General features: G+C 32.2%; 18 protein-coding genes, 1 tRNA gene and 1 pseudogene. 3 read left to right on the plus strand and 17 right to left on the minus strand.

The window, feature by feature from the left end:
- Positions 1-396: 396 nt before the first annotated feature.
- The 9 genes and pseudogenes from ACOYLT_RS05820 to tpx all read right to left on the minus strand — a co-directional run bounded on the left by ACOYLT_RS05820 (position 397) and on the right by tpx (position 10,127).
- Complete coding sequence (locus ACOYLT_RS05820) at positions 397-1,299, minus strand: hypothetical protein (RefSeq protein WP_422852921.1); 903 nt, start codon at positions 1,297-1,299, stop codon at positions 397-399.
- Between the two features lie 30 nt (positions 1,300-1,329).
- The gene (locus ACOYLT_RS05825) at positions 1,330-2,556 is read right to left on the minus strand and encodes a site-specific integrase (RefSeq protein ID WP_422852922.1); all 1,227 of its coding nucleotides are present in this window, start codon (positions 2,554-2,556) and stop codon (positions 1,330-1,332) included.
- 243 nt (positions 2,557-2,799) lie between these two features.
- Positions 2,800-2,884: transfer RNA gene (locus tag ACOYLT_RS05830), tRNA-Ser, on the minus strand.
- 158 nt (positions 2,885-3,042) lie between these two features.
- The gene (gene ribB, locus ACOYLT_RS05835) at positions 3,043-4,176 is read right to left on the minus strand and encodes a 3,4-dihydroxy-2-butanone-4-phosphate synthase (protein WP_422852923.1); all 1,134 of its coding nucleotides are present in this window, start codon (positions 4,174-4,176) and stop codon (positions 3,043-3,045) included.
- Between the two features lie 473 nt (positions 4,177-4,649).
- Positions 4,650-6,071: pseudogene (locus tag ACOYLT_RS05840) on the minus strand (LptF/LptG family permease); the annotation flags it as partial.
- 7 nt (positions 6,072-6,078) lie between these two features.
- Entirely contained in the window at positions 6,079-6,720 is a 642-nt protein-coding gene (locus ACOYLT_RS05845) for a LolA family protein (protein WP_422852924.1), read from the minus strand.
- 1 nt (position 6,721) lies between these two features.
- Complete coding sequence (locus ACOYLT_RS05850; protein WP_422852937.1) at positions 6,722-9,121, minus strand: DNA translocase FtsK; 2,400 nt, start codon at positions 9,119-9,121, stop codon at positions 6,722-6,724.
- A gap of 123 nt (positions 9,122-9,244) precedes the next feature.
- Positions 9,245-9,619, minus strand: coding sequence for a diacylglycerol kinase (locus ACOYLT_RS05855; RefSeq protein WP_422852925.1), 375 nt, complete (start codon positions 9,617-9,619; stop codon positions 9,245-9,247).
- 10 nt (positions 9,620-9,629) lie between these two features.
- A complete protein-coding gene (gene tpx / locus ACOYLT_RS05860) occupies positions 9,630-10,127 on the minus strand; it encodes a thiol peroxidase (protein ID WP_422852926.1) in 498 nt (165 codons plus the stop codon).
- A gap of 161 nt (positions 10,128-10,288) precedes the next feature.
- Between tpx and ACOYLT_RS05865 the strand changes: the two genes are divergently transcribed.
- The 3 genes from ACOYLT_RS05865 (at position 10,289) to arsB (ending at position 12,387) form a co-directional block, all read left to right on the plus strand.
- The gene (locus ACOYLT_RS05865) at positions 10,289-10,612 is read left to right on the plus strand and encodes an ArsR/SmtB family transcription factor (protein ID WP_422852927.1); all 324 of its coding nucleotides are present in this window, start codon (positions 10,289-10,291) and stop codon (positions 10,610-10,612) included.
- A gap of 124 nt (positions 10,613-10,736) precedes the next feature.
- Positions 10,737-11,348, plus strand: coding sequence for a low molecular weight phosphatase family protein (locus ACOYLT_RS05870; RefSeq protein ID WP_422852928.1), 612 nt, complete (start codon positions 10,737-10,739; stop codon positions 11,346-11,348).
- A 4-nt stretch (positions 11,349-11,352) separates the two neighbouring features.
- Positions 11,353-12,387 carry an ACR3 family arsenite efflux transporter gene (gene arsB, locus ACOYLT_RS05875; RefSeq protein ID WP_422852929.1) on the plus strand — a complete coding sequence of 345 codons (1,035 nt, stop codon included), beginning with the start codon at positions 11,353-11,355 and terminating at the stop codon, positions 12,385-12,387.
- A 50-nt stretch (positions 12,388-12,437) separates the two neighbouring features.
- Here the strand turns inward: arsB and lpdA are convergent, their stop codons facing one another.
- The 8 genes from lpdA to ACOYLT_RS05915 all read right to left on the minus strand — a co-directional run bounded on the left by lpdA (position 12,438) and on the right by ACOYLT_RS05915 (position 18,380).
- Positions 12,438-13,841: a dihydrolipoyl dehydrogenase gene (gene lpdA / locus ACOYLT_RS05880; RefSeq protein WP_422852930.1), complete on the minus strand. Its 1,404-nt coding sequence runs from the start codon at positions 13,839-13,841 to the stop codon at positions 12,438-12,440.
- Positions 13,842-14,302: 461 nt separating this feature from the next.
- Positions 14,303-15,316, minus strand: coding sequence for a hypothetical protein (locus tag ACOYLT_RS05885; RefSeq protein WP_422852931.1), 1,014 nt, complete (start codon positions 15,314-15,316; stop codon positions 14,303-14,305).
- Positions 15,317-15,507: 191 nt separating this feature from the next.
- Complete coding sequence (locus tag ACOYLT_RS05890) at positions 15,508-16,434, minus strand: hypothetical protein (protein ID WP_422852932.1); 927 nt, start codon at positions 16,432-16,434, stop codon at positions 15,508-15,510.
- A gap of 191 nt (positions 16,435-16,625) precedes the next feature.
- Complete coding sequence (locus tag ACOYLT_RS05895) at positions 16,626-16,931, minus strand: type II toxin-antitoxin system RelE/ParE family toxin (RefSeq protein ID WP_422852933.1); 306 nt, start codon at positions 16,929-16,931, stop codon at positions 16,626-16,628.
- Positions 16,915-17,154: a hypothetical protein gene (locus tag ACOYLT_RS05900; RefSeq protein WP_422852934.1), complete on the minus strand. Its 240-nt coding sequence runs from the start codon at positions 17,152-17,154 to the stop codon at positions 16,915-16,917. The genes ACOYLT_RS05895 and ACOYLT_RS05900 overlap by 17 nt, the downstream gene beginning before the upstream one ends.
- 227 nt (positions 17,155-17,381) lie before the next feature.
- The gene (locus ACOYLT_RS05905) at positions 17,382-17,594 is read right to left on the minus strand and encodes a hypothetical protein (RefSeq protein WP_422852935.1); all 213 of its coding nucleotides are present in this window, start codon (positions 17,592-17,594) and stop codon (positions 17,382-17,384) included.
- Positions 17,591-17,815, minus strand: coding sequence for a hypothetical protein (locus ACOYLT_RS05910; protein ID WP_422852936.1), 225 nt, complete (start codon positions 17,813-17,815; stop codon positions 17,591-17,593). The genes ACOYLT_RS05905 and ACOYLT_RS05910 overlap by 4 nt, the downstream gene beginning before the upstream one ends.
- Positions 17,816-18,230: 415 nt before the next feature.
- A complete protein-coding gene (locus tag ACOYLT_RS05915) occupies positions 18,231-18,380 on the minus strand; it encodes a T9SS type A sorting domain-containing protein (RefSeq protein ID WP_422852938.1) in 150 nt (49 codons plus the stop codon).
- Positions 18,381-18,385: the final 5 nt, after the last annotated feature.

Genomic DNA, 18,385 nt, shown 5'->3' on the forward strand with positions numbered 1-18,385 from the left:
TTTATTAGATTTTTATCTCGTTTCATAATGATACTCTATTAAGTGTTAGAATTTTGTCCAACTCCCGTACATCATACAAGTAAATATCTCCCAATTTGGTATATGGAAGTATCCCTGTTTCGCGGTATTTAATAATCGTGTTGTTAGACAGACCGAACAACCTCTTTAAGTCGTTGTTGCGGTAATACTTCACTGAAGGTTGATTTGACTTTTGATAGGATTGTTTTATGCGATTATCAATAGCCTCTAAACGGCTATAAATTGGATCTAGCAGTAATTGTATACTGCGAACAGATGGAATTGAAATTTCAGTTGAGTCCATAAATATAAATTATGGACGCAAGAAAAAAAATATCAATGACTAACAGAAAGAATTTCGGGTAATTCTCGGAGAAATTAGTCTAGTTTAGTTGATTCGGTATTGATTATTGACTGGAGTTCTAGTAGTACTTTTTTCATTTTTTTCAAAGTGTCTTCATCCTTCACTAAATCTGTCATATCAAGCTCCTTATTTACATTCTTTATATCTTCCAATTTTTTGTCTCTTCTGGTATATGTAAAATTCTTATTGAGAAATTGAATCATCAATTTTTCATTATTATCAGAATCGATCTGGTCGTAGTAAAATAACTTGTTGTCAAACAAAATTTTAAATAAATAAGCGGTTTGGAATTTTCCTAATTTACTATTGCACCTTGTTACATTATCAATTACTTCAGCTGGATCGAAATTCACAATTCCGTAATATTTAAAGTCTTCAACTATTGAAATCAAAGTATCTTGCAAGTTAAAAAGGGAATCAAAATACTTTACAATAATGTAATGTAGTTTTGCCCTTTCAAAATCAAGTGCATCCTTGTAGTTTTGAGTAATGGATTTATTTAATATCAGATAATAAAAGATTCCATCATACTTATCATTTATTTCACCATTGAATTCTCTAATAAAATCTATAGAATATCTTGGATTACTTTTAGTGGTTTCATTAACAGTATTTACAGTCAATTTATTAATAGAATAAAAGTTTGAAAAACTCCTAATTTTTTCGTCATTATACCAATCTAAATTTGTTTTTAATTCTTTTAACACAGCATGTAAAAATTCTGCTTTTTTCTCTACTTTTTTTAGAAACGTAAGTAGGGAATATTTTAGAATATTTGCTTCAGTTTCAAAATTCGTAACATTAATTTCATCAACAGAGCTGGTGTTGAATTTATATATTTTATTTGTTGTATCATATTCAATATTGAAATCGCAGTAGTTTTTTATTTCTTGTATGTAATCTTTTGAAGTTTTCATATGGTCTTTTTTTTACTAAAATAATTTAATTTATTGTTTATCTAGATATTTTTGTTTTAATTTTTGCATATCATCCATTACGTTACTGTCTAATATTTTGGCATAATGTTGAGTTTGTTTTATTGTGGTATGCCCAAGCATTGCAGACACGTTTTCAATTTTAATTCCATTTCCTAATGTAACTGTGGTTGCGAAAGTGTGGCGACTTGAATACCAATTTAGTTTTTTATTCAGCCCAATTATATCTGCTATTTCCTTGAGATAGGCATTCATCTTCTGATTTGATAATTTTGGTATCAAGCCTTTTTCAGAATATTGGTATTTCTGTATTATCTTTAGTGTTTGCGGTAATACTGGTACATTAGCTTTGGTTTTAGTTTTTTGACGCTCAGTTTTAATCCAGAGCTCTTTATTACTATCCATAACAATATTGTCTTGAGTAAGTTTCTGTGCATCAACTGGTGCATATCCTGTGTAGCAGCTAAATAAAAAAATGTCTTTTACTTTTTCTAATCTCTCAATGGCAAATGTTTTGGATTCAATTCTATGTAACTCCTCTTCAGTTAAAAAAGTTACTTCAGTGACATTTAGTTTTCCATCGTATTTTTTAAATGGATTTCTTTCAATCAAATCCATCTTCATGGCATAATTGCATACTGTTTTGAAATTTTTAAAGTATTTTACAACAGAATTGTTTTGTATACCTACAACCCCTTTATATATACTTTCAAATTTTAAGAATGATTCCAAATTATAGATGAAAGAGGAGCTTATCTCTTTTACATCAATATCATTAACACCATATTTTTTCTTAATAAATATTTGTATTAATTCTTTTGAACGTTCATATTTTTGATACGATGCCTTAGACCTTTCATTAATTTGAACTAATTTAAGAAAATGGGAATTATGGAAATTAAATAAATCAATAAGATAAGTGGCTTCGCTTACAGGTTCTATTCCCTTAAGATGACTTTTAAGTTCATCAAGTGTTATTATATTTCCCATTTTATATTCTTCATTATAGAATCGCTCTGCTTTCAATAAAAAGAGTTCCAAATATTCTTTGATGACTTTTTCACGATTGTTCCTTAAGAGACTTCTCAATCGATTAGTTTCAATCCATCTTTCTTGTTTAATAGTTTTTCCAGTGCTAATTGTAGTTGCTTTTTTGCCTATGTTTATTTTGGCATAAATAGGACATTCACCATACTGGTTTTCCTTTTCAGACTTTAAGTAATAAATGATTTTTAACATAATTTTTAAGTAATAGGTTAGACAAATTGACTTAAAAAAAAGTAAATCGTTAGTGATTCTCGGAGAATTCTCGGAGAATTAGTTACCCTAAAACTCCGGAACCTAGCTAGGTGTACCTATAGGGTAACTAAACTTTGCGTTTCTATGTGTTTTTTGACACAACCCGAAAAATTAAAAACCCTCTAAACACTGATGTTTAAAGGGTTTTTGAAATTTTATGTTTCTTTTGAAACATGCTTTCAGCGGAGAAAGAGGGATTCGAACCCCCGGACCTGTTACAGTCAACAGTTTTCAAGACTGCCGCAATCGACCACTCTGCCATTTCTCCAATAAGTCGATGCCTACTTGCGTAATGCGGTTGCAAATATAACAACCTTTTTCATTTGGCAAAAAGATTTAGTCTAAAAAATAAACATATTTTTTTCTTCTTGGGGCTATTTCTTTCATCATCTGTGAATTAACACTCGTGAAAAGATATTTTTTCTTTTAATAGGCTACATATTCTGTAATTTCCAAACCATAACCAATCATTCCGACTCGCTTGAATTGGGTAGTATTAGAAATTAATTTAATTTTGGCAATATCAATATCGTGTAATATTTGTGCTCCGATACCAAAATCTTTTACATCCATTTTAATTTGTGGTGCTTTTAGGATGCCTTCGGTTTGTAATTGTTTCAACTCGGTTAAACGATTTAATAAATCTGAGGAGTCCACTTCTTGATTGATAAATAAAATTGCTCCTTTACCTTCTCCTGCAATGCGTTTAAACATATCTTCTAGCTTTTTATCTACATCATTGGTTAGTGTATTCAAGATGTCGTTATTGGCTTGTGTAGAGTTGATACGTGTTAAAATGGGTTCGCCAGTATTCCAGCTGCCAAGTGTTAGGGCTATATGTATTTGCTTGTTGGTAGTTTGTTGATAAGCTCTTAAACGGAATTTACCAAAACGAGTCTGTATTTCGAAATCTTCTTTCTTGTTAATCAAACTATCATGTTGCATTCTGTACGCCACTAGGTCTTCAATGGAAACTAGTTTCAAATTAAATTTTTTAGCTACTTCCACCAGTTGAGGTAGGCGAGCCATGCTACCATCTTCGTTCATAATCTCTACAATAACTCCAGCCGATTTAAAACCAGCCAATCTTGCAAAGTCAATAGCGGCTTCTGTATGTCCTGTTCTACGCAAAACACCACCTTGCTTGGCTGTAAGCGGAAAAATGTGTCCAGGACGCGCCAAATCAAATGGTTTGGTGTCTTCATTGACCAATGCTAAAATAGTCTTAGCTCTATCAGCTGCCGAAATTCCTGTAGTAACTCCGTGACCTTTTAAGTCTACTGAAACTGTAAAGGCAGTTTCCATGTGGTCCGTGTTATTTTTAACCATGGAATGAAGCTCTAATTCATTGCATCTACGTTCTGTAAGGGGTGCACAAATTAAACCTCTACCATGGGTAGCCATGAAGTTAATCATTTCTGGAGTTACTTTTTCGGCTGCGGCCAAAAAATCTCCTTCGTTTTCACGATCTTCATCGTCAACCACTATGATGACTTTTCCTTGTCGAATGTCTTCTATAGCTTCTTCAATTGTATTGAGTTTTATTTTTTCTATATCCATTACACTTTTGTGTTTGGTGATTTGTCTAATTGGTTAACATAAATTCTATTAAAAATATAAAACAAGAAATAGAAGGGAAACCCTCCAGTCACAATAATAAATAGAGGTATTTCAATAGTTTTGCCATTATATTCAGTTATGGTTTTCAGTAATTGTTGTGATTTCCATACTGTAAAAAAGAAAATTAGAGCTATAACCACTGTGATAATTTTTAACAATAAAGTCTCAGGTATTCCGAAATAGGAAACGAAAAGCAAGCCAATATTAGATAGCAAAGCTAGTAAACTATATAGGTTGTATTGTTGAGCTATTTGAGCTATGAATATGTTTTGGTTTTTCTTACTTGGTGGTTCAGAGGTTTTATATTTATTGGTTTTGCTAGAAGAATCTGTTTCGATATAAGCATTTCTATCTTCTATTTTCAACTCCGTAACAAAATTTGTTGTTACAGTTTGCAATCTTACTTGTTGTTCTTCATTTGAAGGGAAAATATTATTAAAAATATTGGTTAGCCAATCAAAGTTGATACTAAAACCTTTGTCATCTGTGGCTCTTTTGGTCAAAATAATTGCTAATGGGGCTAAAACCATTGTAGACATCCAACATCCTAAGAAAGGAGAAATCCCACCTTCTTGTGCTACTTTTTTTCCAAAAGTGTTAATGAAATGAAAAATAATAAAAATTAAAATAGCAAAAACTATGGGCAATCCTAAACCTCCTTTGCGAATAATAGCTCCTAATGGTGCACCAATAAAGAACATTAAAAAACAGGAAAAGGTAATCACAAATTTATCAAATAGTGCAATCCAATGTAGGTTGATGTTCTTTTGTTTCTCTTCTATCTCAAATCGAGAACTTTCTAAAGAAAATATAGTGCCATCTATATTACTATTGGCTATTCTAATTATTTGAGTTTTGCTTGTTTCAGAAAAACCTTGAAGCAGATTATTCATGTTCAATGTTGGAGAGTCAGCATTTGTTGTGTTTCCTAAATAGTTGGTAATACCACGTTGGTTAATGTTTTCACTTATTGAGATTAAGTCTTTCTTATAGTTTTTTTGTAAGGAGTCAAGCGTGTATTTTAATTCGCCAACGGTCAGCATGGTATTGGTATTAGTAATTTGCTCGTCATTCATATCGGCACTATTCAATTTAGATAAATCGATATTAATCACATAACGTTTGAATTCACTCTTGGCAAAAGGTAACTTCATGCGATCTTCATACTTGGCAGGAATAATATCTTCATAATAATTTCCATCATTCAGAACCAATTTCAAAACATTTGAATTTTCGCTACTAACTAATTCTCCTTTTTTGGCTTTGATTACTGTATTGCTTCCTGAGCCTAATATCGACTTTTTGTGAATGGTAACCTGACTTAAATATTTGCCATTTTTACCTGATTTTTTCTCAACCTTGATATTGTAGGCACCAACATCACTAAACTGTCCTTCGGCAATAGCCATAGCTGGTTTTACTTGTGCAATGTTTCTTCTGAAGTTTATAAATTTATATTCGGCATAAGGAATAACATTATTTGCAAAAATGAAAGTAATAAGACTTAAAAAAAGAATGAAAAGGGTAAGACTTCGCATGGTTCTTTTTAATGAAATCCCAGCAGATTTCATAGCTGCAAATTCATAGTTTTCTGCAAAACTACCAAAGGTCATAATAGAAGCTAATACTACGGAAAGGGGTAATACTAATGGAATAACACTTGGCATTTTAAATAACAAGAACTTAATAATCATATAGATATCTAAATCTTTCCCTGCCAATTCAGAGATAAATAGCCAAACGACTTGCAATACGAATATGAAAAAAAGAATTACAAATACCGAAGTAAATGTAGTGAGGAAAGATTTTAATAAGTACTTGTCAAGTATTTTCACCTCGAGGTTAATCTATTTTGTTGATGTAGTAATTAGGGTATCTACTCGACACAAAGGTAAACTGATTTTTTGACAAAGGTTGATTGGTTTTGAAAGAATTAACAGTAAGTGTGGTTTTAGTACCATTTTTTCCCATTTCAATTATTGTATATATGTTTTTGGTTTGGGAGTCAATACCTAATAATATTTCTTTACGTGCATCTTTTGAGCTTGTTGGGATTAATTTTATATATTGTATTTTTCTCCCTTTGACATCTTGTAATATATCCCATGAAAATTTGTAGCCACTATTGAAAAATGTTAACATTTTTGAAGGAGTAATAGTAGTATCATCTTTTTCGTTGATACTGGATATGGTTACTTCTTCATCTTCAGGAACAATAGTATAACTTTTTTTTCCATCAAATATTTTTGTAACGCCTAGGAAATTGAGTATATATTTGTTACTTTCTAATATTACGTTGCCTTTACTTTCTTTATTAATATTCTCTTTTGCATTATAAAGGGTATACTTGAAATCTACTGAAATATTACTAAAAGATTTGATTTTTGCCGTAACTTGATCTAGCATATCTTTAGCTTTTTTGTCTTGAGCATGATTAGTAAAACTTACAAGCACCAATAAAACCGTAGATATCATTTTAATCATTTTATTCATTATTTTGTTCATTGTTTAAAAATTGTTCTAATGAAGTTAAATCAGTAATGTTGACACTACGCGCTTTACTTCCTTCAAACGGACCTACAATCCCTGCTGCTTCTAATTGGTCAATCAATCGACCAGCACGGTTGTACCCCAGTTTCAACTTTCTTTGCAATAATGATGCCGAACCTTGTTGGGCAGTTACAATTATTTCAGCAGCTTCCCTAAACATGCTGTCTCTTTCCGATATATCAAATTCTAAGTTTACGCTGCTACCGTCTTCTCCAATATATTCAGGTAATAAATAGGCGCTAGCATAGGCTTTTTGAGAACCAATATAATCAACAATTTTTTCTACTTCTGGTGTATCAACAAAAGCACATTGTACGCGTACTAAATCATTTCCGTTAGAGTATAATAAATCTCCTCGACCTATCAATTGGTCGGCACCTCCAGAGTCTAATATAGTTCTAGAATCTATTTTAGAGGTTACTCTAAAAGCTATTCGTGCTGGGAAGTTGGCTTTGATCATTCCTGTAATTACATTAACAGAAGGACGTTGTGTGGCAATGATTAAATGAATACCAATAGCACGGGCTAACTGAGCTAAACGTGCAATAGGTGTTTCTACTTCTTTACCGGCAGTCATAATTAAATCAGCAAACTCGTCTACAACCAAGACAATATAGGGTAAGAATCGGTGACCGTTCTCAGGATTCAATTTACGTGTTTTGAACTTATCGTTATATTCTTTGATATTACGAACCATAGCGTCTTTCAATAACGAATAGCGATTGTCCATTTCTAAACAAAGCGAGTTTAGTGTATTGATTACTTTATTGTTGTCGGTTATAATAGCATCCTCGGTATCTGGAAGTTTAGCTAAGTAATGGCGTTCTATTTTGTTGAATAGTGTAAGTTCTACTTTCTTTGGGTCAACCAATACAAATTTTACTTCTGCCGGATGTTTTTTGTATAATAAGGAAGTTAATACGGCATTTAGTCCTACGGATTTTCCTTGTCCTGTGGCTCCTGCCATTAAAAGGTGAGGCATTTTAGCTAAGTCTACAACAAAAGTTTCATTGGAAATGGTTTTGCCTAGTGCAATTGGCAATTCCATCTCTGCTTCTTGGAATTTAGCAGACGCTATCACCGTCTTCATTGGCACCATAGTAGGATTTTTGTTGGGCACTTCAATACCGATGGTTCCTTTTCCTGGGATAGGAGCAATGATACGAATGCCTAGGGCAGCAAGTGAAAGTGCTATATCATCTTCTAAACTCTTTATTTTAGAAATACGAATACCCGCTTCTGGAACAATTTCATATAGCGTTACCGATGGTCCGACAGTAGCTTTAATTTGTGCAATATCTATTTTGTAGTTTTTTAAGGTTTCTACAATTTTATTTTTGTTTTCTTCTAACTCTTCCTGATTGATAGTTATACCTACTGATGAGTATTCTTTTAGTAAATCGATAGTAGGGAATTTGTAATTTGACAATTCTAAGGTGGGGTCAAATAAACCAAAATCTTCCACTAATTTAGCAGCAAGATTTTCTTCCATAATATCTTCATCTGCTGCTTTTTCAATAACAAAAGCTTCATCATTTGTTATAATGATTTCCTTCGCCAGTTCGCTTTTGCTTGTTTCAGGTTGTGGGGTAGGAGTAACGGATATAATAGTTGGTTCCAAATTAATTTCGGAAGCATGTTCAATAGTAGGCTTTAATGACTCTTTATTGATTTCAAATTGAGAAGTTTTCAATGTAGGTTCCTCTAATTGCTTCGCCAGTTCGCTTTCGCTCGAGTCTTCTTCCTCTTCTATAGCATATTCTTCTAAATTATAATCTGTAGTTTCTTTAATTCCTGTAATAGTGTTTAAATCTTCTTTGATATCTTTGTGTTTCTTTTCAAAGAATGATTTAATGGCATCAGGAGATACTTTTATTTTAAAAATAATGTAAACCAGTAGGGTAAAAATAATTCCTAAAAAGGTACCTGTTTTCCCAATGTAGTCTTGCAGGAATTGATTCATTTCATAACCAACTGTTCCACCGAGTTCTGGTATAGTAGTAGCAAAAAATCCAAATAGTATAGATAAGACAACGATTGAAAACAAATCCCAAAACCAAGTATTTTTAAGTTTCTGGATGGGTAAATCTAACACCAAAAAAATACCACTCAAAAAGAAGAGCTTTACAAAAAGAAAGGAAGCCACTCCAAAACCGCGATAAATAAATAAATCGGCTATGTAAGCTCCAAATTTTCCTAACCAATTGTCAACGGTTTCATTTCTATCCGTAAATGAATCTACGGCACTTTGGTCTGCTTGACCCGACACAAAGAAAGAAATAAAAGAAACTAGAAATGCAATGGATAGTAGGACTAATAGGAAACCAAATAACATTCGATATTGTTTTTTAGTCTTCAGTATTTTCAGCTCTAGATTGGGATCTTTTTCCTTTTCTTTAGTTTCTTTTTTTACTGTTTTTGCCATTGTTTAGTTATAATTGATATTAAAATCGAAAGTTTATAAAAATTTAGGAACATAAATCAATAATCCTACAGCTATGGCTGCTACTGCTGCAAACATTACAGCACCGGCTGCAATATCTTTAATAAATCCAATTTTTTCATGAAATTCAGGATGTATAAAGTCAGCTACTTTTTCAACAGCGGTATTTAAGCTTTCAACACTAAGCACTAATCCAAATGCTAGGATTTGCATCATCCATTCTTCCCTAGAAATATGTAATACAAAACCAGCAATAATCATTACTACTGCTATAGAAGATTGCACCATAACACTATGTTCGGTAGTGACAAGTTTGTAGGCTCCTTTGATTGAAAAACCTACGCTTTTTAATCTTCCAGATAAAAAGGAGTTGTCTTTTTCAAATTCCATGGATAGTTAATTAAAGCGCTGCTAAAGCCAACTCGTAATTTGGTTCATCAGCTATTTCTGGAACTTGTTCTGCATATTTCACCATTCCGTTTTCATCTATAACAAGTACTACTCTAGAATGTAATCCTGCCAATACACTATCAGTTATTTCTAAACCATAGTCTTTACCAAAATTGCCAGTTTTGAAATCGGATAAATTTTCTACATTTTCTAATCCTTCTGTACCACAAAAACGCTTTTGAGCAAAGGGTAAATCACGAGAAATACACAATACTTTTGTATTTGCTGTAGTACTAGCTTTTGCATTAAAAGTTCTAACTGATGTGGCGCAAGTAGGAGTGTCAATACTTGGAAAAATATTTAAAACTAACTTTGAACCTGAAAAATCAGCTAAAGTAGCAATACTTAAATCGTTTTTTACTAAAGAAAAATCAGGCGCTTTTGAGCCTATTTTTGGTAATTCACCATTGGTGTTTATTGGATTTCCTCCTAATGTAATATTTGCCATTTGATTATTTTTTTAAGTGTCAAAAGTAGTAAAAATAATTAGGAGTTGTGTCTACCTATTTATCATTTTTAGATTTATCGCTAAAGGAAAAAGTTAACTGCTAAAATTTGGTTTATTATATTTTATTATCGTAATATTGCAATATACAAATATATGATGTTATGGGGGCTTCAAAATCAGAATCGTTTTCAATAGCAAACAACGAAATAGCTTCAATTTTTAAAGCATTATCACATCCAGCACGAATTGCAATTATAGATTATTTATTAACTGTAGATAGTTGTATTTGTGGTGATATAGTTAATGAATTGCCATTAGCACAGCCAACTATTTCTCAGCATTTGGCAGTACTTAAAAATGCAAATATTATCAAGGGAAATATTGAAGGAACAGCGATTTGTTATTGTATCAATCCAGAAACTATTGCTAAAATTGTTAGTCATTTTGGTGCTATTACAACCCAACTAAAGAAAAAATGTTGTTAAAAGTGGAAGCGGGAATTGATGGTTTGAAGATGGGATCTGAGTGGCGAGAAAAAGCCATCTCTTGTGAACCAAATTCAGGTTGTTGTTAAAATTGAATTTAATAATTAAAAATAATATTTATTTTATGTTTGAACCATTGTCAAAAACTGTTGGAACTGTCTCTAAAATTTCAGTTTCATCCGACCGCAAAGAAATATTAAAACCTTTGATAGATTATATTCAGAATAAAGTTGATAATCAACTAGAAATTCGTTTAAACTTTATCTGCACTCACAACTCCAGAAGAAGCCATTTATCACAAATTTGGTCACAAGCTTTGGCTTTTCATTTTGATATTAAAAATGTCTATTGTTATTCGGGAGGAACAGAAGCAACCGCTATGTTTCTAAAAGTAGCCGAGACTTTATCCAAACAAGGATTTCAAATCCAAAAACTGTCTGAAAACTCGAATCCTGTTTATGCAATTACGTTTTCCGAAAATCAGTATCCTGTAATTTGTTTTTCCAAAACTTTTGATGACACATTCAATCCAAAGTCAGGTTTTGCAGCCATAATGACGTGTTCCTCAGCCGATGAAGGTTGTCCTTTTATTGCTGGTGCCGAAAAACGTTTCCCTATTCGTTATGATGATCCCAAAGCTTTTGACGGAACCGATTTGATGAATGCCAAATATGCCGAGCGAAGTATAGAAATAGCCAGTGAGATGTATTATGTTTTCTCTAAAATAAAGAAGTAATTGTATGAAAAAAAGATTAGGATTTTTAGACCGATTTTTAACCCTTTGGATATTTCTTGCCATGTTACTAGGTGTGGGAATTGGTTATTTTATTCCCAATGCAGATGATTTTATAAATTCTTTTTCATCAGGAACAACTAATGTTCCTTTGGCAATAGGATTAATTTTGATGATGTATCCGCCATTAATAAAAATTGACTTTTCTAAAATTGCAAAAATGTTTGAGAAGCCAAAACTACTAACAGCTTCATTTATTATTACTTGGCTTGTGGGTCCGTTTTTAATGTTTGTATTGGCAACTTTCTTTTTGAAAGACAATCCAGAATATATGACAGGACTAATTATAATAGGTATTGCACCTTGTATTGCTATGGTGATTGTATGGAACGAATTGGCCGAAGGAAATAGAGAATTAACTGCAGGATTAATTGGGATTAATAGCTTATTGCAGGTTTTCTTTTTTAGTTTGTATGCTTATTTTTATTTAGAAATCATGTTACCTTTGTATGGGATAAAAGGGTTAGAGTTAAATATCACCATAGCCGAAATAGCCAAAACTGTTGGGATTTACCTTGGTATTCCTTTTGTGCTGGCTGTAATCAGTCGTTATTCGATTAAGAAATTTATTGGTGATAAATGGTTTAATCAATCTTTTATTCCGTTTGTTTCGCCAATCACTTTGATTGCCTTGCTTTTTACGATAGTAGTAATGTTTAGTTTAAAAGGCGAAATGATAGTCGATTTACCAATGGATGTTTTGAGAATTGCCATTCCACTAGTTATATTTTTTTCCATTATGTTTTTCTTGATGTTTTTTGTGTCCAAGAAAATTGGCGCTAATTATCGTGATGCGGTTGCTTTGTCCTTTACAGCTTCGGGAAATAATTTTGAATTGGCCATAGCGGTTTCGATAGGTGTTTTTGGGATCAATAGCGGACAAGCTTTTGCTGGCGTCATAGGACCATTGGTAGAGGTTCCTGCTTTAATTATTTTGGTAAATGTTGCCTTTTGGTTGCGAAAGAAATACTTTAAAGTATAAAAAAAGTCCTAATTAATTAGGACTTTTTTAGTTGTATATTGCTTGTAAATTTACACGTGCAAAGCTCTGTTATCTGTCGCAGCTAAGGCAGCTTCTTTAATAGCCTCAGCAAAAGTTGGATGCGCATGTGACATTCTCGAAATATCTTCGGCTGATGCTCTAAATTCCATTGCGGTTACGGCTTCTGCAATTAAATCAGCACAACGGGCTCCAATCATGTGAACGCCTAATACTTCATCTGTTGTTGCATCGGCTAGTATTTTTACAAAACCATCTGTATCTCCACCAGCACGCGCCCTTCCTAAGGCTTTGAAAGGAAAACTTCCTGCTTTGTAGGCAATACCAGCTTCTTTTAATTGCTCTTCTGTTTTACCAACTGCAGCAACTTCTGGCCATGTGTAAACTACACCTGGTATTAAATTATAGTCGATATGTGGTTTTTGACCTGCTATAATTTCGGCTACCATGACACCTTCTTCTTCTGCTTTATGAGCTAGCATGGCACCACGAACTACATCGCCAATGGCGTAAATGTTTGGTATATTAGTTTGTAAATGGTTGTTTACTTCTACCATGCCTCGGTCAGTAATTGTAACTCCTGCTTTATCGGCGTTCAATCCATCAGTGTAAGGACGACGACCAACCGATACTAAGGCATAATCACCTTCAAGACTGATGGTTTCTCCTTTTGTATTTTCAGCTTCAACAGTTACTGAATTTCCTTTTCTTACTACCGATTTCACTTTATGTGAGGTATAGAATTTCATTCCTTGTTTCTTGAAAACTTTGGTTAATTCTTTTGACAAACTAGAATCCATTCCAGGAATAATTCGGTCCATGAATTCCACTACCGATACTTGTGCACCCAATCTTAAATAGACTTGTCCTAATTCAATCCCAATAACACCTCCACCAATAATTACTAAATGTTTAGGAACTTCAGGCAATTTCAAGGCTTCTGTAGAAGTGATAATTCTTTCTTTATCTAGTTTTATAAATGGCAAATTCGAAGGTTTAGAACCCGTAGCTATAATAATGTTTTTTCCTTCTATGGTTTCTGAAGTACCATCGGCTTTAGCGATTGCTACATGTGTTGCATCTACAAATGAGCCCAAACCATTATAAACAGTAACATTATTTTTATCCATTAAAAATTTAACCCCACCACTAGTTTGGTCAACCACTGCTTGTTTACGAGCAATCATTTTTTCTAAATTCACTTTTACTTCGCCAGTAACTTCTATACCATGGTCAGCAAAGTGTTGTAGTTCTTCATAATGATGGGAAGAAGCCAATAATGCTTTTGAAGGAATGCAACCTACATTTAGGCAAGTACCTCCTAAAGTAGAATATTTTTCAATGATAGCCGTTTTGAAACCTAATTGAGCACAACGAATAGCTGAAACATATCCGCCTGGACCCGAACCTATAATGACAACGTCAAATGAACTCATAGTATTGTTAGTGATTAATTGTAAGTAGTTTTTATTTTTTGCGTCACAAAATTACAGTTTTTATTTTACTTAAAAACGAAATAATTAACTTAAAAAAGCATCATTCTTTTCTTATCAAGAACTTCCTTTTTTCTAATATTTTGTATTAAATAAATAGATTTTATAAGTTAATTTAACCTTTTTATTAGTTTACTAATATCAAACAAAAATATAATTACGTATGTTTATATTTAGATTTTAAATTGTAACCTAGGTTTTTATTTTTTATTAGGTGTATTTAAAAACTTTCTATTCCCAAGTAAAATTAATAAATTTAGGTAGACTAATATTAACATCTAGCCAAATGGTTTGGTGCCAAAAGTTGGTATAAAGAAAAATTGGTGTATCCGCTTTGCACACTTATCAGTTGCGTAGCTTTATACTGGATTATAGACAGAATTTTATTGCTATAAATGAACTAGCTAGTGTTTAAGATATGCTTCTAGTTTTTCTTTAATGTTGTTCAATGGCGTTGCAATAGCATTTATGTACTGAAAATTACCTTCGCGCTTGTTATCAATAGAAAGCTGAATAGGGCAGGCTTCACTTTGAATGGCATTGACTTTAAAACAATTACTCGCCTTGTTATACACCAAATAGGGCGCACCCGAAGAACCAAATCTAAAATACCCTTTAATTAAATAGCGCAATCCTTCAAGTGTGTAATTGCCGCCAATAGGTTCTTGAAAAATACTAAAATGCTCTGTAAATCCTTCTATTTGGGCTTTGTTCAGTAGTTTTCCTACTTCGCTTGTGGGCGAACTTTGCAAACAATAATAGTGTTTTTGTTCATCGCTTTCAATGGTATAATCAATACCTATACTTGGCATAGCATCTATCACCGCTTGTGGAGTATTTATTATTTTATATAACGCAATATCATCCGAATAAAAAGCTTCTACCAAGGCTACTTCTATTAAAAAAGTATGTCGGTTGATGGCAGGTTCCGCAAAAGCAGTATTGGGAGTGAAATGAGCTGAAAGGCCAGCATCATTATAAAAAATATTATCCTTGAATTGCAGTATCAAATAGGGCTGACAACTATTATTTTCCATTAGTGTCAACCAGCGCGTATCAAAGTTGATTTGCTTTAAAATAGTTACAACCAGTTGGTAATCATTAGGATTTGAGCTATTCCAATACCGTTTATTAGTAGTAACATCAAGCGGAAAACACGTTTCAAACAATTGTGCTTGTACCGAGTTTAAATAGGGCAGGATGGCTGTTTCATAAAGGCTTTGCGCTATAGATTTAAAGATTTTAGCCTCTGCTTTTAAGTTGTGCGCCACTGATAGGATATAGCCATTTCCGATATGAAAGGCACAAATATTATTTTCAAAATGGCGGCGTTGTGGGTCGTTGCTATTTTGTATCCACATGATGCGAAACAATGGGGAGGTTTGTTCGTGTGTGAGTTCTAATTGTTTGGCTAGCATTTGGTTGGGTGTCATTAGCAAAAAAATAAATCAGGCTTTTGGTTTTTCAGTGTTCTATGGTTTTGTTTTGGTTTTTCCTGTGCTTCGAAGTTTTGGTTAAGATAAAAATTCTTGCGAAACGTAAATGTGAATTTATTACAAAATTCGCAATCTTACCAAAAGCCTGTTAGAACAAGCCTTTATTTTTATGTTTAATTTAATGCCTTGTTAATGAAATTATTGACAACTTTTGAGCATTTAGTTGCACCGTCTGTGTGCATATGGTCAGCATCAAAAAAATCTTCATTTGTGAATCGTTTATCTTTGAATAAATTGAGATAACTTACATTATAATTTTTTTTAGCTATGTTGTTACAAGTTTCTTGTATTTTTTTTAGTTTAACTTGATTGACTCCTTCGGAAAAATAACTTGAAACAGGCATATTCAATACTACTACCTTTATACCTCTCTTTTTGCAAGTAGCTATTATTGATTGAATCCTAACTATATTATCATCAAAATTCATTAAATTGTCTTCTATATTTTTTACTCTTTGTAAAGCATCTTTCTTTAGCAATGGTGCTTTTTTTGCTTTTGTATAGTTTATACCAAATCCATTTTCATCACAATTGACTATTGTTCCGTCATTTAAGTATCTTAAAACGAGTTTAGCAGTAGCATTAAAACTTCTCGTTGAGGATAAAAAATATTTTGTACAATCGTATTTTTTAATTGATGGAACTTCTAAATTCATGTAAGTTTGATAATAATATTTTCTCCAATTATTTTCTTCGGTGTCCACTATTTCGCTCAAACTGGTATATTCTATGTGCAAAACAACACATTTGATAGTTTTGAAATGGTCTATGTAATTATCAAACAAAATTTTATCAAAATAAAGCGTCTGACTAACATGAGCCAAATTATAAGTTGGTTTGTCAAAATATTTGGGATTTAAACCGTAAAAAGTGTGAGAATTTCCAAAAATTAAAACCTCTGTGTTTTCATATTTTTTTGGTAAAGTGGCATACTTTACAGAATAGTCATTTGGAACAAATCTATAAAATAATTCCAATGCGATAAATACCAAAAATAAGGGTAATAGATACAGCAACACTTTTTTTATTAATGTATTCATCTAAAATAGAAAATATAAAAATTGATAATCTTTGCCGTAAAAATAGAACATTAGTAGCGTCAAAACTGAATAAAATGTATTCTTCTATGATTTTCAACCAAATAGTATACATTACTTCGTCCTTTCGCTTCGCTCGATTGCACCCGAGCACAGCGAACTAACGAAGTAAATCCGCGCTATCGAGGTTTAGTTTATTTCAATTTTCTTTTTTTTGGATTTTGTCTATTTGAGAAAAAAGAAATAATTTCAATTTGATTATTCTTAACTCTATAATACATTGTATTGTGAGATAAAATTATAGCTCGACGAATATCCTTTTTAATTTCAGAAACTTGAAATAATTCTGGATTTTGAGAAATCAATTTTAAAGTTTCTTCAATATTTAAGGTTAAAATTTGAAGCTCTTTCTCTGTCCAATTTTCTTCTAAATATTCAATGGTGTTTTTTAATTCTTTAAGAGCAAAATCTGTCCAAAGAATTTTATAGCCATTTTTCATAAAGCTTTCTGGCGTTTGAGTGAGGATTTAGTTTACCAGCATCTGCGTCTAGTAATCCTTTTTCAATGGATTCTTTTTCACTTTCAGATATTGAATTCCACCAATCTTTACTTTCCTTTTTTCTCAAATCCATAATTTTCTCAATTATGGTGGAGTCTTCAATAGTAGAAAGCCATTGGATTAATTCCAATTTTTTGTTTAATATGTTTAATTCAATATTCATAACTCAAAGATTTAGCAATTCAAAAGTACAAATATATTTGTAATGTCTTTCACTGCTTACGTTAAAACTATCTCATAACGTCAGACTTTTAAAAACCCCAGCTCCGCAAATCCTCTCGCCTTTGCGGCCTATTGTAAACTTACTATCTTTATTAATACACATTGTAACCTTTTCTTATTTTTTATGTTACCTCGAAGTCAGTAAACTTTGCGAAGCCATGTTTTATCCTAACTGTTTCCGTTTTTTCTTTTGCTATTCGTTTTTTTTATGGCAAGGAAACCACCCATAAAACCACTCATTAAACCACTAATGCCATTGCCTAATGCGTTTGCAAAAACCGTTTCAGGCATGGGCAATATATAATAATTAATTACCATGGAAACCACTAAACCGCCAATACCTCCAATTAGCCCGGCTTTTAAACTTTCTTTATTTATCATATCTTGTTTTTTAGTTTTAATTTTAAATCTTGAATTTCTGCATTTTTATCTTTAACCTCCATTTTAAAATATTTTAAACTTGTAAACAAGTAAATAAGAACCAATATATGTCTAATATCTATTGAATTAAATTCATTCAAGAAGTCGAATTTACTTAAAATCCATAAAACGCCAAATAATATAATTGAAACTGTAGAAATTATTTTTAATGTCTTTTTCATTTCATTTTTTTTTATCCCACCTACTCTTTGTTACAGTTTTCGGTTGCCCTGTTTTTTCATTAATTTGGAGTTGGTAACCCCAATAGCGAGGTTATTTACTCCTCTGATGTTTACCACTTTTTTTAAGAAATAAACTTTTTAAAAATATAGCATTGTCAACTAATTCTATTTAATCTAGAATAAAAAATGAATTAATACAGGTTAAAAAATAACAAGTATAAAAGGACCAGAGTGGGAGTAGGAAGGTGCTATAGTAATTGGTGTTTTGAGTAGTTAAGAATTTTGGGAGGGATTTATAGGTGGCGGAATAACTATTCCCAAAACCAAAAACCCCTTCGTTTTTTTTAAAACGAAGGGGTTTATTATGAGTAGTTGAAGAGGGTTGGTTAACTATTTGTAACCAACGGTATAGTATTTATTCCTTGATAAACTTTCTAACCAACGTGGAATCTCCAGAAACGGCTTGTATAATATACATTCCGCTGGTTAATTGTTGCACCTCAACTTGATTGGTGTTTGTAGTTTGTGTTACAACAATTTTTCCGGTAAGGTCTGTAATAGTAATTTTAT

The organism is Flavobacterium sp., from assembly GCF_049318185.1.
GTDB lineage: Bacteria > Bacteroidota > Bacteroidia > Flavobacteriales > Flavobacteriaceae > Flavobacterium.